Annotated in this window: 13 protein-coding genes and 1 tRNA gene; 6 read left to right on the forward strand and 8 right to left on the reverse strand. The window is 68.5% G+C overall.

Annotation, left to right across the window (positions count from 1 at the left end):
- Positions 1-64 precede the first annotated feature (64 nt).
- The 4 genes from O9Y01_RS16915 (at position 65) to O9Y01_RS16930 (ending at position 2,326) form a co-directional block, all read left to right on the forward strand.
- A tRNA-Arg gene (locus O9Y01_RS16915) sits at positions 65-141 on the forward strand.
- Positions 142-241: 100 nt separating this feature from the next.
- A complete protein-coding gene (locus O9Y01_RS16920; protein WP_269632768.1) occupies positions 242-748 on the forward strand; it encodes a YybH family protein in 507 nt (168 codons plus the stop codon).
- A gap of 136 nt (positions 749-884) precedes the next feature.
- Positions 885-1,832: a GGDEF domain-containing protein gene (locus tag O9Y01_RS16925; protein ID WP_269632769.1), complete on the forward strand. Its 948-nt coding sequence runs from the start codon at positions 885-887 to the stop codon at positions 1,830-1,832.
- 203 nt (positions 1,833-2,035) lie between these two features.
- Positions 2,036-2,326, forward strand: coding sequence for a flagellar basal body rod protein (locus O9Y01_RS16930; RefSeq protein WP_269632770.1), 291 nt, complete (start codon positions 2,036-2,038; stop codon positions 2,324-2,326).
- Positions 2,327-2,427: 101 nt separating this feature from the next.
- Here the strand turns inward: O9Y01_RS16930 and O9Y01_RS16935 are convergent, their stop codons facing one another.
- Positions 2,428-3,135 carry a glutathione S-transferase C-terminal domain-containing protein gene (locus O9Y01_RS16935; RefSeq protein ID WP_269632771.1) on the reverse strand — a complete coding sequence of 236 codons (708 nt, stop codon included), beginning with the start codon at positions 3,133-3,135 and terminating at the stop codon, positions 2,428-2,430.
- A gap of 55 nt (positions 3,136-3,190) precedes the next feature.
- On the opposite strand from O9Y01_RS16935, the gene O9Y01_RS16940 reads away from it, so the two are divergent.
- A complete protein-coding gene (locus O9Y01_RS16940) occupies positions 3,191-3,937 on the forward strand; it encodes a hypothetical protein (RefSeq protein ID WP_269632772.1) in 747 nt (248 codons plus the stop codon).
- A 70-nt stretch (positions 3,938-4,007) separates the two neighbouring features.
- On the opposite strand, the gene O9Y01_RS16945 is transcribed toward O9Y01_RS16940, so the two are convergent.
- Both O9Y01_RS16945 and O9Y01_RS16950 read right to left on the reverse strand, forming a co-directional pair.
- On the reverse strand, positions 4,008-5,084 hold the full coding sequence (locus O9Y01_RS16945; protein WP_269632773.1) for a phosphotransferase: 1,077 nt from the start codon (positions 5,082-5,084) through the stop codon (positions 4,008-4,010).
- Between the two features lie 81 nt (positions 5,085-5,165).
- Positions 5,166-5,870 carry a Crp/Fnr family transcriptional regulator gene (locus tag O9Y01_RS16950; RefSeq protein WP_269632774.1) on the reverse strand — a complete coding sequence of 235 codons (705 nt, stop codon included), beginning with the start codon at positions 5,868-5,870 and terminating at the stop codon, positions 5,166-5,168.
- A gap of 188 nt (positions 5,871-6,058) precedes the next feature.
- On the opposite strand from O9Y01_RS16950, the gene O9Y01_RS16955 reads away from it, so the two are divergent.
- Complete coding sequence (locus tag O9Y01_RS16955; RefSeq protein ID WP_269632775.1) at positions 6,059-8,107, forward strand: type IV pilus assembly protein FimV; 2,049 nt, start codon at positions 6,059-6,061, stop codon at positions 8,105-8,107.
- 19 nt (positions 8,108-8,126) lie between these two features.
- Here O9Y01_RS16955 and O9Y01_RS16960 read toward each other — a convergent pair whose 3' ends face one another.
- Genes O9Y01_RS16960 through lptF form a run of 5 tightly spaced genes read right to left on the reverse strand, consistent with a single transcriptional unit; the run spans position 8,127 to position 12,897 of the window.
- Positions 8,127-9,290, reverse strand: coding sequence for a pyridoxal phosphate-dependent aminotransferase (locus O9Y01_RS16960; protein ID WP_269632776.1), 1,164 nt, complete (start codon positions 9,288-9,290; stop codon positions 8,127-8,129).
- Between the two features lie 38 nt (positions 9,291-9,328).
- Positions 9,329-10,273, reverse strand: a complete 945-nt coding sequence (locus O9Y01_RS16965; RefSeq protein ID WP_269632777.1) for a CysB family HTH-type transcriptional regulator — start codon at positions 10,271-10,273, stop codon at positions 9,329-9,331.
- Positions 10,274-10,287: 14 nt separating this feature from the next.
- Positions 10,288-10,674: a sirohydrochlorin chelatase gene (locus O9Y01_RS16970; RefSeq protein ID WP_269632778.1), complete on the reverse strand. Its 387-nt coding sequence runs from the start codon at positions 10,672-10,674 to the stop codon at positions 10,288-10,290.
- Between the two features lie 7 nt (positions 10,675-10,681).
- Positions 10,682-11,794, reverse strand: coding sequence for an LPS export ABC transporter permease LptG (gene lptG / locus O9Y01_RS16975; RefSeq protein WP_269632779.1), 1,113 nt, complete (start codon positions 11,792-11,794; stop codon positions 10,682-10,684).
- The gene (gene lptF / locus O9Y01_RS16980; RefSeq protein WP_269632780.1) at positions 11,791-12,897 is read right to left on the reverse strand and encodes an LPS export ABC transporter permease LptF; all 1,107 of its coding nucleotides are present in this window, start codon (positions 12,895-12,897) and stop codon (positions 11,791-11,793) included. Before lptF ends, lptG begins: the two co-directional genes overlap by 4 nt.
- Between the last annotated feature and the right edge of the window lie 8 nt (positions 12,898-12,905).

A 12,905-nucleotide genomic window follows, 5' to 3' on the forward strand; every position in this document is an offset into this window, starting at 1 on the left:
CAATTCCAGCCTGCTGATGCACGCCGAGTCGGGAGACTCGGCGTGCATCTCCACATTCAAGTTTCTGCCCGTAGCTCAACTGGATAGAGCAGCTGCCTTCTAAGCAGCAGGTCGGGGGTTCGAGTCCCTCCGGGCAGGCCATTGCGGACATTCCCTGTCCATGACTTCCAGGCGATACCCCGCCGGCACCGGCCATGGAATGATCGGCGTCTGTCATGAACTCGCTCCCGGGAGTGTGCCCATGAGGCCAGCGACTGCCTCCACCTTGCGTCTTGGTGTCCTGATCGGCCTGATCGGCCTGATGGCCGCGATCCTGCCAGCGCAGGCCACGCCGCCGGCCTCCGCGGACGCCGAGGTCTGGCACCGCGAATGCGCCTTTGCCGCCACCATGGCTGACCGCGACTTGCAGGCCTTTTCCAGCTTCGTGTCGGAGCAGGCTCTCTTCCACAGCGGCCCCACGCCGCTGAAGGGCAGGGCGGCCGTCCGCGGGTTCTGGCAGCGCTTCTACACCGAAGCTGCCGCCCCCTTCAGCTGGTACCCGGACCGGGCCGAGCTGCTGGAGCCGGGTCGGCTGGCGCATACCAGCGGGCCGGTCTTCGGGGCTGACGGAGCGCTGATCGGGCGCTTCTACACGATCTGGCGCAAGGAAGCCGACGGTGAGTGGCGTGTGCTCCACGACCACGGCGGCCCGCCCGACGCCAAGGACCGCGAACGGCACGCCCGCCCTGATCCCGACGCCTGCAGCTGAACCCGCGCCGCGCCTTCTGCGCCAGCGCAACTGTCCGGCGGAATCGGGCTTCATCGGACTTTCCATCGCCAGGCAAAAGCGTTACACCTGAGGGGTACGCGCCTGCGATCGGGCAGGGCGCCCCAAGGAGAAGCTGATGCACGCCACGAACGAGGCCCAGGCCCCTGGCTCCCCCACGAACGATGCGACCGCCGCCCGCATGCGCGCCCTCATGGTGCGAGCGCCCAGCGCGCTGTGCTTCGTCGACCAGGGCACTTTCCAGGTGGTCAGCGAGCAGTTCAACCACCTGTTCGGCCACGGGGACGACACCGACCTCTGCCAGCAGCCCACACGCGGCATCTTCGTGTCTGACCTGTCCCACCAGGGCCTCATGGAGCGCATGGGCGCGGCCTTCGGTGCCGGGCGGCCGCTGGACGAGGAGATCGAGCACGTGCGCCGCGACGGCTCCCGCTTCTGGGGCCGGCTGCAGGCCACGCCCGTGCACTGGGACAAGCCGGCCGGCGAGGCCCTGTGGATCATCGAGGACGTCACCGCTGCCCGCCAGCTGCGCATGCAACCCACCTGGACGGCCAAGCACGATGTGCTGACCGAGCTGGCCAACCGGCGTGAGTTCGAGCGCCGCCTGTCCGAGCATGTGGGCAGCCGCCGCCACGAGCCCGTCTCAGTGCTGTGGGTGGACGTCGACAAGTTCAGCGAAGTCGTGCACGGCATGGGCACCGAGGTGGCCGACCATTTCCTCTACGGACTCGGCCAGATGCTGGTGACCAAGGTGCGGGCCTCGGACCTCGTGGCGCGGCTGGAGAACGACCATTTCGCCGTCCTGCTGCCGGATTGCGACCAGCATTACGCTCAGATCGTCGCCGACAAGGTCCGCTCCTCCATCGCCGCCTACCGCCTGCGCTGGGGCCTGCACCGCACACGGGTCAAGGCCTGCGTGGGCGTGGTGCAGCTGCAGCCCACCCTGGAGACGGTCGATGCCGTGCTGGGCGCCGCGGCCCTGGCCTGCACCGAAGCCAAGGCAGCGGGCGGGGATAGCGTGCGCGTCTACGTGCCGGCCGGCACCTTCGAGGAACTGGCGGGCTGAGCCCCGGCCGCACCCGGCAGAGCCCGCCCCGGCGGGCTTTTTTCGTGCCGGCGGCCGGTGAAATTCGGCGAAACAGCGTGATTTCCCGGGCTGGAGGCTGCCCGCTGCGCCGTTTCCTCACTTTTTTTCGCCAGGAGGGCTAAAGTTCTGCCGTGATCGGCCGAAAAGGCGGCCAATCACGGTCCATCTTTCGGAGATTCTTCATGGCCATCAGCTTGAGCACGGCGCTTTCCGGCATGTCCGCGGCGAACGAGCGCCTGCGCGCCAGTTCCGAAAACCTGGCCTCCGCAGCCAAGCGCCCGGAGTCCATGGAAGGGCAGGACCAGAAACAGTCCGACACCCTCACGCGCGAGGCGACCAATGCCACGACCTCCGTGCAGGTCGAGAAGGAAATCGTCGAGCAGCGCTCGGCCACCTACGCCTTCGTGGCCAACCTGAAAGTGCTGCAGACCCAGGTGCGGGCCGAAGGCGCGCTGCTGGATATCAAGGCCTGACCCTGGTCCGGTAGCCCCGGCCCGGTAGTTCTGGCTCGGTAGTTCCGGCCCGTTGACCCCGGCCTGGCTCAGCGGCTGAGCCTCCCCATTCACGATCCGCGCTACCCGCGGCCGCGGTTGAGCGGCCCGCCTGGCTGCTGGCCGAACAGCACCTCGCGCGCCTTGTCGGTGGTGAGGGGCCGGCGCTGGTCGGCCAGTACCTCGAGTCCGCGTTGCACGGCGGGCCGGCGGGCGATTTCGTCGAACCAGCCCTTGAGGTGTGGATAGTCCGACATCTCTACCCCCTGGTTCTTCCAGGAGCGCAGCCAGGGGAAGACGGCGATGTCCGCGATGCTGTAGTCCTTGCCGCCCAGATACGTGCTCGAGGCCAGGCGGCGGTTGATCACGCCGTACAGGCGCTGCGCCTCCTTGGTGTAGCGCTCGATGGCGTAAGGCAGCCGCTCCGGCGCATAGAGCCTGAAGTGATGCGCCTGCCCCAGCATCGGGCCCACCGAGCCCATCTGGAACATCAGCCACTGGAGGACCTCGTACTTGCCGCGCACATCGGCGGGCAGCAGGCGGCCGGTCTTGCCCGCCAGATAGAGCAGAATGGCACCGGACTCGAACAGCGACATCGGCTGACCGTCGGGCCCATCGGGGTCGACGATGGCCGGGATCTTGTTGTTGGGGCTGATCTTCAGGAAGTGTTGTTCAAACTGTGCACCGCTGCCGATATCCACTGGAATGACGCGATAAGGCAGGGCACACTCCTCCAGCATGATGTGGACCTTGTGGCCATTGGGCGTTGCCCATGTGTAAACGTCGATCATCGTCGCTCTCCTGTCTGCCGCGATCGCGGTGCCCTTGGATGCACACTGCCTGCCCATGGTAATCAAACAACTTCAGCATTGGTTCGTGGCGCGCGCCAACGCGGCACGCTGGAAACCCATCGCCGACTGGGCGGAGTCGCTCGGCGGTCAGCTGCGGGTCGTGAACGAGGGCCAGGGCTTCATCCTGGACATGCCACCCGGCCGCGCCGGCGGTGCGGTGCGCATCGAGTGGGGGCCCTCGCAGCGGGCCTACATCCCCGGCCATGAGCTGAGAATCCGCTACGAGGCCCGGCTGCACGGTGACCTGCAGATGATGGTGATCGAGCAGCAGCTGATGGAGCAGCTCGAGGGCGCCGTCTTCGAGGCCTACACCGACACCCTGCGCACCCGCGTCGACACCGACACCCCCGAGGAAATGCGCTGGCTGGTGATGTTCCCCAAGCTCACGCAGATCAGCTCAAAGATCGTCCGCGCCCAGTTCGGGGTGCTGGGCATTGCGCGCGAGTTGCTGCATGTGTGGATCGAAGGTCGCTTCAGCGAGGCACTGGCGCGGGTGTCCCAGGACCTGGTGACGCCCGGCCGGCCCTTCGTGCTGATGAGCATGCGCGGCAACCTGTACCTGCGCATGGCCATGGAGGAGCCGCGGCTCAACGACGTGCAGTCCCTCTTCAAGCTCTGCGAGATCGCCGTCGAGGCCGCGGAGCGCGTGAGCCAGGCTCTGGGCGATTCCAGCCCCTGGCCCAGCGTGCCCTCCAGCACCACGATGCACGGCTCCCTGCCGGAGCCCGATTCCTCGCAGTGAGGGCAGGGCGGCGGGCCTGCACCAGGCCCGGTCCGCCACCCGGCCACCCGGCCTTCAGGCCTTCAGGCCTTCAGGCCGCCTTCTGCGCGAATTGCCAGGCCAGCTCGGCCAGCGGCCGCGCGCCGGCGCCGGCCTCGCGGGCGCGATCGCTGGAGGCCGTGCCGTCCTCCACCCGCTTGGCAATGCCCTGCAGGATGGCCGCGATGCGGAACAGGTTGTAGGCCATGTAGAAATTCCAGTCGCGCTGCACGGCGGCCACGTCGCTGCGGCCCGTGCGCTCGCAGTAGCGGCGGATGTAGTCGGCCTCGGACGGAATGCCCAGCGCGGCCAGGTCCAGCCCGGCCAGGCCCTGCGCGGCGCCGGCCTTACGGATGTGCCAGGACATGCAGTGATAGCTGAAGTCGGCCATCGGATGGCCCAGCGTGGACAGCTCCCAGTCGAGGATGGCCAGCACGCGCGGCTCGGTGGGGTGGAAGACCAGGTTGTCCATGCGGAAGTCGCCATGCACGATGGAGACTTCGGCATCCGAGCGCGCGGCCTCGGGCACGTGCGCGGGCAGCCAGGCGATCAGCGCGTCCATGGCCGGGATGGGCTGGGTCACGGTGGCCAGGTACTGCTTGCTCCAGCGCCCGATCTGCCGCTCGAAATAGCTGCCCGGCTTGCCGTAGTCGGCCAGGCCCACGGTCTCGGGCCGCACGCTGTGCAGGGCGGCGATGACGCGGTTCATCTCGTCATAGAGGGCGCCGCGCTCGGCGGGCGTCATGCCCGGCAGGCCCTGGTCCCACAGCACGCGGCCCTCCACGAACTCCATCAGGTAGAAGGCGCGGCCGATGACGGATTCGTCCTCGCACAGTGCCAGCATGCGCGGCACGGGCACGTCCGTCTGGCCCAGGGCCTGCATGACCTTGAACTCGCGCTCGATGGCATGGGCCGAGGGCAGCAGCTTGGCCACCGGCGCCGGCTTGGCCCGCATCACGTAGGTGCCGCCGGGCGTGATCAGCTTGTAGGTGGGGTTGGACTGCCCGCCCTTGAACTGCTCGATCTGCAGTGGGCCGGCAAAGCCGGGCACCTGGGCCTGCGCCCAGGCGGCCAGGCGCTCCGCGTCAATGGCCTGTGAGGGTGGGCGGGTGCCGGTGAATGCGTCCATGAGGGTCCGATCGGAAGGTGAGAAGAGGGAGCAGGCGCCGACCGCAGGCGGTTCGGGCAAGACCTGACCCTCCCTTCCCGATCAGCGCCCCGCGATGGCGAGCAGCTTTTCCTTGCTGAGCACGACAAGGCGCGTGGGTTCCACGCGCACCGCACCATCGCGCTCGAAGCCCTTGAGCTCCTGGTTCACGCGCTGGCGTGAGGCGCCCAGCAGCTGGGCCAGGTCTTCCTGGGCCAGCTGCAGGCCGATGCGGATCTCCTCGCCCTGCGCGATGCCGTAGGAGCGTGCCAGCAGCAGGATCTGTTTGGCCAGGCGCGCCGCGAGCGGCCGCGTGTTGAGGTCCTCCACCGCATCGAACATCAGGCGCAGGCGCCGGCAGTTCAGGCGCAGCAGGGCTTCGTAGAGCTCGGTGTGGTGCTGCAGCAGGTCCTTGAAGTCGGGCTTGCGGACCACCAGCAGGGTGGTCTCGCCATGGGCCGCCGCATCGTGGGTGCGCGGCATGCCGTCGAAGAGGGAGATATCGCCGAACCAGGTGCCGGGCTCGACATAGGTCAGCGAGACCTGCTTGCCGGCCAGGGACACCGAGCTGATGCGCACGGCGCCCTTGGCGACTCCCACCCATTCCTCGGCGGGTTCGCCCCGGCAGGAGAGCATGGTGCCGTCCGGCACCCGCTTCACCACGGCCCTGGAGAGGATGTCGTTGCGAAGGGGCAGGGACAGCTTGGAAAACCACGAACCCGACTCGATATTGCTGCGTTCGGAAATTGTAAGAACAGTGCTACTCATGCTTTGTCACGGCTGCGACAGCCCCGGTACGACGTGATTCCGGCCTGGACCGGGCGCTCCTGGCCGATTGTCCATGAAGCGTCAACTATTCGTGCAGCGTCGCGGAAACACGGTGCTAGCGTGGCAATTCAGTGCTTGGTCAGCCCGCCGCTGGTGCTAGAGTCTGTTGCAAAGTACTTACAAGTCGCATGCGCCGAACCACGAAGCCCGAGACGCCCGGTCCACGTTGCGCGAGCCCCTGGCTGGCCGCGCTGGGCCTTGGCCTCACGCTCACGATGCCGGCTGCCGCCTTGAGCGTCGGCGCCCCTCAGACGCATTCGGCGCTGTTTCAGCCGCTGAGGCTGGTCTTCCCGGTGCAACTGCTGCCTGGCGAGACCCTGCATCCGGAATGCGTGCGGGCGGTGCTGGTCGCGGGGGAGACACGGCTGGCCTCGGACCAGGTCCAGGTGCAGTTGCTGGGCCGCACGGAAGGCGAGGTCAATGCGGTGCGGGTGAGCAGCCTGGTGCCCATCGACGAACCCATGGTCACGGTCAGCCTGAGCCTGGGCTGCCCGACCCGCTACACGCGCCAGTTCACCGCCCTGATCGATCCGCCTTCCGGCAACACTCGCAGCGACGCGCCGCCTGCCCTGCTGGAAGGCGACGAGCTCTATTCCCCAGCCCTGCGCGCCGCACTGGCCACCCCGGGCTCCCGCGCCAGTGAACTGCTGGCGTCCGGCAGGGCCGCGTCGGCGCAGGGGGGGGGCGGCACCTCGGTACCGGCCGCCGGATCGACAGCCTCGCCCGCCGCAGCCCCGACGGACCACGCGGCGGCCACGAAGCCGTCCGCACCGCGCAGCGCCGCGGCGTCGCCGGCCAGGACCAAGCCCAGGTCCGCCGCCAGACTGGATCCGCAGACGCGGGCCGAGCCTCGCGGTGCCGCAGCATCGGCGCCTGCAACGCCTGCGCCCCCCCGCCTGCAGCTGGAGGCGCCCGAGGTGCTGTCGGCGGCTCCGGCCGCTGCAGCGGCGTCCGAGGCGGCATCCTCTGCTGGCCAGGAGTCCCAGCAGCGTGTGAAGCAGCTCGAGGCCGAGCTGGCCCGCATGCGCGCCGAGGCACGCGAAGTGCAGGACACGCTCAAGCAGCTCTCCGCGCAGCTGCGCCAGCCTCAGGGTCATGATCGCAGCTGGCTGCTGATGCTGGCGGGTATCAGCCTTCTGCTGGCGGTGGCCTGCACCTGGCTGTTCATGCAGTTGCAGAGCCTGCGTCGCGCCTCCCACGAGGCGTGGTGGGCCCACATGCCTGAGCCGGACGGCGGGAACGCCAGTCCACGGCCCGCACGGCGCACCGGCAAGTCCCCGGCCGCCGAGGCCGGGCCCACGCCCACCATCAATGACGGCGCCGGTGCCCTGCAGCCGGTGACCGCTGCCCATGAGGATGCCGCCGGCCAGGACTTCCTCAACAGCGACCTTCCTGCCATGGAAGAGGACACTGAGGCCGCGCCCTTCACCCACACGTCCCCCGAGTCCGACGAGGACGCAGACGCCGTCAGCCTGCAGCTGCTGGACATGCCGCAGGCCAACACCGATCTTCAGCCCCTGCAGGCCCTGCCCGAGCGCTCGGCCGCGGAAGGGGTGAGCGTCGAGGAGCTGATTGACCTGGAGCAGCAGGTCGACTTCTTCATGGTGCTGGGCCAGCAGGAGGCGGCCGTGGAGCTGCTGTCGCAGCGCCTGCACGAGAAGGGCCGCCACACAGCGCTGCCCTACCTCAAGCTGCTGGAGATCCTGCAGCGCCACGGGGACCAGGCCGGCTTCGAGCGCGTGGCCAGCGAGTTCAGCGAGCGTTTCCACGCCCAGGCTCCCGTGTGGAGCGACGACATCGCCGCGGGCGAGGGCCTGCTGGCCTATGCCCAGGCCACCGAGCTGATCGTGCAGAGCTGGCGCGATGCCGCCATGACCATGCAGCTGATCCAGACACTGCTGGCCCATGGCGACCCGGACGGCCATGCCTTCGACCTGGCTGCCTACCGCGACATCCTGATGCTCTACGCCGTGGCCCGGGACATCTCCGAGCATGAGGTCCGTGGCGAAGACATCGACCTCTTCCTGCCCCTGGACGCCAGCCGGCAGGGAAGCCCCACCTCCATGATGGCGACCATGCCCTTCCAGCGTGCGGGCGGGCCGCCTCCTGCGGCGGGGCCTGTGGACCTGGACCTGGACCTCTCCAAGGACGGCGCAAAAGACAGCGCCAGGGGCTGAGCCCCGGCTGGGCGGTGGCTCAGAGCCGCCGCAGCTTGTCCAGGGCGGACTGCAGGGTCTCGTCCTTCTTGGCAAAGCAGAAGCGGATCAGCCGGTCCTCGCCCGGCTCCGCATAGAAGGCGGACAGCGGGATGGCCGCCACGCCGATCTCCCGCGTGAGCCAGCGGCAGCATTCCTCCGGGGCCATTCCCGCAGCGGCACTCACGCCGCTGTAATCCACGCACTGGAAGTAGGTGCCCTCGCAGGGCAGCAGGCGCAGGCGCGTCAAGGCCAGCCCCTCGCGGAAGCGGTCGCGCTTTCGCTGGTAGAAGGCCGGCAGGTCCAGGTAATGGCGCGCTTCACGCAGGTAGTCGGCGAGGCCGTGCTGCATGGGCGTGTTGACCGTGAACACATTGAACTGGTGGATCTTGCGGAACTCGGCCGTCAGGGCCGCGGGTGCGGCCACATAGCCCACCTTCCAGCCGGTCACGTGGTAGGTCTTGCCGAAGCTGCTGACCACGAAGCTGCGCGCCGCGAGGCCCGGGTGGCGGGCCGCGCTCTGGTGCTGCTGGCCGTCGAACACCATGTGCTCGTAGACCTCGTCGCTGATCACCAGCACCTCGGTGCCGGCCAGCAGCTCAGACAGGGCCTGGAGGTCCTCGGCCGGCCAGATGCGGCCGCTGGGGTTGTGCGGCGTGTTGATCATCAGGGCCCGCGTGCGCGGCGTCAGGGCGGCGGCGATGGCGGGCAGGTCGGGGCGGTAGCTCTCGGGCTTGAGCTTCACCCGCACCACGCGGCCACCGGCCAGCTCGATGGCCGGGCCGTAGGCGTCGTAGCAGGGCTCCAGCACGATGACCTCGTCACCCGGATGCACGATGGCCAGCAGCGCGCTCAGCAGGGCCTGGGTGGCGCCGGCGGTGACCGTGATCTCGCGGTCTGCGTCATAGCGATGTCCGTACAGCGCCTCCATCTTGGCCGCGATGGCCTGGCGCAAGGCCGGCACGCCGCTCATCAGCGGGTACTGGTTGTGGCCCGCCCGCATGGCCTGGTGCACGGCCTCGACCAGCGCCGGATCGCAGTCGAAATCCGGGAAGCCCTGGCCCAGGTTGACCGCGCCATGCTGCTGGGCGAGGGCGGACATGGTGCTGAAGATCGTGGTGCCCACATGGGGCAGGCGGGACTGGATCGCGGGTGTCTGGCTCATGGAGATGATGGGAAGCGGGCGGCGGCAGCCGCGCCCGGTCAGAGGTCGTAGTCGCTGGCTTCGCCGCTGAGGGCGCGCTGCAGCAGGCTGCGGTTGAGGCGGTCGGACAGCAGCTCGGCGAAGGCGTACACGTAGTTGCGCAGGAAGGCTCCGCGCTTGAAGGCGACGCGGGCCGTGTTGAAACCGAAGACATGCCCCAGCGGCCGCGCCACCAGATCGCCGCCGGGCGGGTCGTCCCGCACCGCCATCTCGGCGACGATGCCCACGCCCATGCCCAGGCGCACATAGGTCTTGATGACGTCGGAGTCGATGGCCTCGAGCACGATGTTCGGGCTCAAGCGGCGTGCGGCGAAGGCTTTGTCGATGCGCGTGCGGCCCGTGAAGCTGGGGTGGTAGGAGATCAGCGGCTCCTGCGCCAGCTGCTCCAGGCTCGGGCGCTCCACCTGGGCCAGGGGATGCTGGGCCGGCACCACCAGCACATGCTGCCATTCATAGCAGGGCAGGGTGACCAGGTCCTCGAACTCGGCCAGCGATTCCGTGGCGAGGCCCAGATCGGCCGTCTCGTCCAGCAGCATGCGTGCCACCTGCTCGGGGTTGCCCTGGTGCAGGCTCACCTGCACCTGCGGGAACTGCCGCCGCAGCTGGGCCACCGGCGCGGGCAACACGTAGCGCGCCTGCGTGTGGGTGGTGGCGATGCTGAACTTGCCGGCGTCCTGCTTGGAGTACTCCTCGCCGATGCGCTTGAGGTTGTTGACCTCGCGCATGATGATCTCGATGGACTTGAGCACCTGCAGGCCCGGCTCCGTCACGCGGCGCAGGCGCTTGCCGTGGCGCGAGAAGATGTCCACCCCCAGCTCTTCCTCCAGCTCCAGGATGGCCTTGGAGACGCCAGGCTGCGAGGTGAACAGCGCCTTGGCGGTCTCGGTGAGGTTGAGATTGCGGCGCACCGCTTCCTGGACGAACTTGAACTGGTGCAGGTTCACGGCAGGCTCCGGGGTCAGGTCTTGCTGATGGGGCCGTCCAGCGGAGCCATGCAGGCCTCAGCCATGGCATCGATGACGCTGGCGATCTCACCCAGCGGCGCCTGGAGCGTCCACTCGATGCGCTCGCCATGCAGGGCGCGCTGCTGATCCACCAGGCCGGGAAGGTCTCGCTGCACATGGCCGCCGCTGCCCAGGAACATGGGCATCACGTGGATGCGGGTGCAGCCCTGGTCGATCAGACTCGCCACGGCGCCGGCGAAGTCGGGCTGCATGAACTCGAGGAAGCCCAGGGCCACGGCCTGGCCGGGCCGCTGCTGGGCAATGCGCCGGGCCACGGCTTCGAAGGGGCCTGCCCAGCGTGGGTCGCGGGCGCCGTGGGCAAAGAGGAGCAGTCCATCCATGGGCAGATCAGCGGTAGCGCACCAGCCAGCCGAAGGCGGCCAGCGAGATGCAGAGGTAGAGCAGGCTGGGCGCGGATGCCACGGCCCAGGGCGACCATTGCTTGAGCAGGCCCAGGTGGCCGGCCAAGTTGTTCAGCAGCACGAAGCTGATGCCGCCCATGATGCCGCCGAAGACCTTGAGGCTGATGCCGCCCGAGCGGCCATGCAGGTAGGCAAAGGGCAGCGCCAGGGCCACCATCACGAAGCAGGCCAGCGGGTAAAGGGCCTTGCGCCAGAACTGGATGTCGTACTGCTGGGCCGACTGCGCCTGGGCCGAGAGGTGGCGCGTGTAGCGGTACAGCTCCAGCGTGGACATCGACCACGGAGGCAGCACGGCCGCGCTCACCACATTGGCGCTGAGGCCGCCACGCCATTCCCATTCGTCCAGATGGCTTTCCCAGACGCGGGCACGCTGCCCTTTCTCTGCGGTGGTCCACTGGCTGCGCTCGACGTCGTACAGGCGCCAGAGCCCGTCCTTGTCGACCTGCGCGCGCTGGGCCTGCGTGCGGCTCAGGAGGCGGCCCTGAGAGTCGAACTCGAACAGCCGCACTCCGCCGAGCTCGCCGCTGACCGTGGCCGACTTGACGTTGATGGAGAAGCTGCGCTCGCCCTCGGGACCGGACTGCCTGTCCTTGAGCCAGACCCCCGGCGTGCCCGCAGCAGCGGCTTCCTTCGGGTCGCGGCGCAGCATCTCGGCCTTCTTCTCGGCCCAGGGCGCCACGTAGTCGCCCACCACGAAGGTCAGTGCCCCGAACAGGGCGGCCAGCACGGCCAGCAGGCTCAGCGCACGGCCGGGGCCCAGGCCGCCGGTGCGCAGGATGGTGAATTCGCTGGACTGCGCCATGCGGGCCAGCGAGAAGATGCTGCCGATCAGCACGGCGATGGGGAAGATCTCGTAGAAGTGCGAGGGCATCTCCAGCAGGGCCAGCAGGCTGGCCAGCATGGCGCCGCCGCCCAGCTTGCTGGCGCGGCCCAGCTCTTCGATGAAACCGATGAAGAAGAACAGCGACAGGAAGGCCACCGCCACGAAGATCACGGCGGTGACGATGTCACGGTAGAGCAGTCGGCGGACAGTCCTCATGCGCCGGACCCCTTCAGCGTGCGCGGGCCGCGAGCCATGCAGAAGCGATTGCTGTTGTCCCGCCACCAGAGCAGCAGGAGCGCCAGCACGAAGGCGCTGCCATGCAGGGCCAGCAGGGCTCGGGGCAGGGTGGTGCGCTCGTTGGCCACCCAGGTCTGGGTCAGATTGATCAGGTTGTAGTAGATGATGTAGCTCAGCAGCGCGACCAGCAGGTTCCAGTTGCTGGCACGGCGCGGATTGCTGGCCGACAGGCCGATGCCCAGCAGCACCAGATTGACGGCGCCCAGAGCCAGGCCCAGGCGCCAGGTGAGCTCGCCCAGGTTGCGCGGCGTGGGCTTGCGCAGCAGGTCCAGGGTCATGGTGGCCTTGGGCGGCAGCTCCGTGTCACCGCGCTCGACCTGCGTGTCCATCAGCACGCGGTAGTGTTCGAAGCGGGAGAGGGTCTTGTCCCCGCTGTCCTTGTCGATCTCGTTGCGCTGGCCCTGCGCGAGCGTCAGGAAGCGGTCATTGCCCTGGAACTCGATCTGCCCGCGGTGGGCGGAGGTCACCGATTCCTGCGCCTTCTGCTCGGTCAGGATGAAGACATTGCGGCCCACGCTGCCGTCCTGGCTGTCGCGGTCGATGAAGAACACGCGGCTGCCGTCGCGCGAGGTCTGGAACTGGCCGGGCGAGACACGGGAGAGGTCCGAGCGCTTCTCGTAGCGTTCGCGCAGCTGCTCGCTGTTCTGGTTGCTCCAGGGCCAGACCAGCAGCTGCAGGGCAGCCACGGCCACCAGCACCGGCGCCGTCATGCGCAGCACGGGCTGCACGAAGCGCGACAGGCCCACGCCGCTGGCGAACCAGATGGTCATCTCCGATTCACGGTACATGCGGCCCAGGCAGGCCACGATGGCGATGAACAGCGCGAGGCTGAAGATGATGGGCAGGTAGCCGAGGCTGGTATAGCCCAGCAGCAGCAGCACGTCCTGTGGCGCCACGCTGCCGCCCGCCGCCTGGCCCAGGGTACGGATCAGCAGATAGGTGAGCACGACGGTCAGGATGACGATCACGGTCACGCCAAAGCTGCGCGCCAGATCCTTCCTCAGGGTGGAATCGAATAACATCCGAGCAC

The sequence above is a fragment of the Pelomonas sp. BJYL3 genome (assembly GCF_027257975.1).
GTDB lineage: Bacteria > Pseudomonadota > Gammaproteobacteria > Burkholderiales > Burkholderiaceae_C > Roseateles_B > Roseateles_B flavus.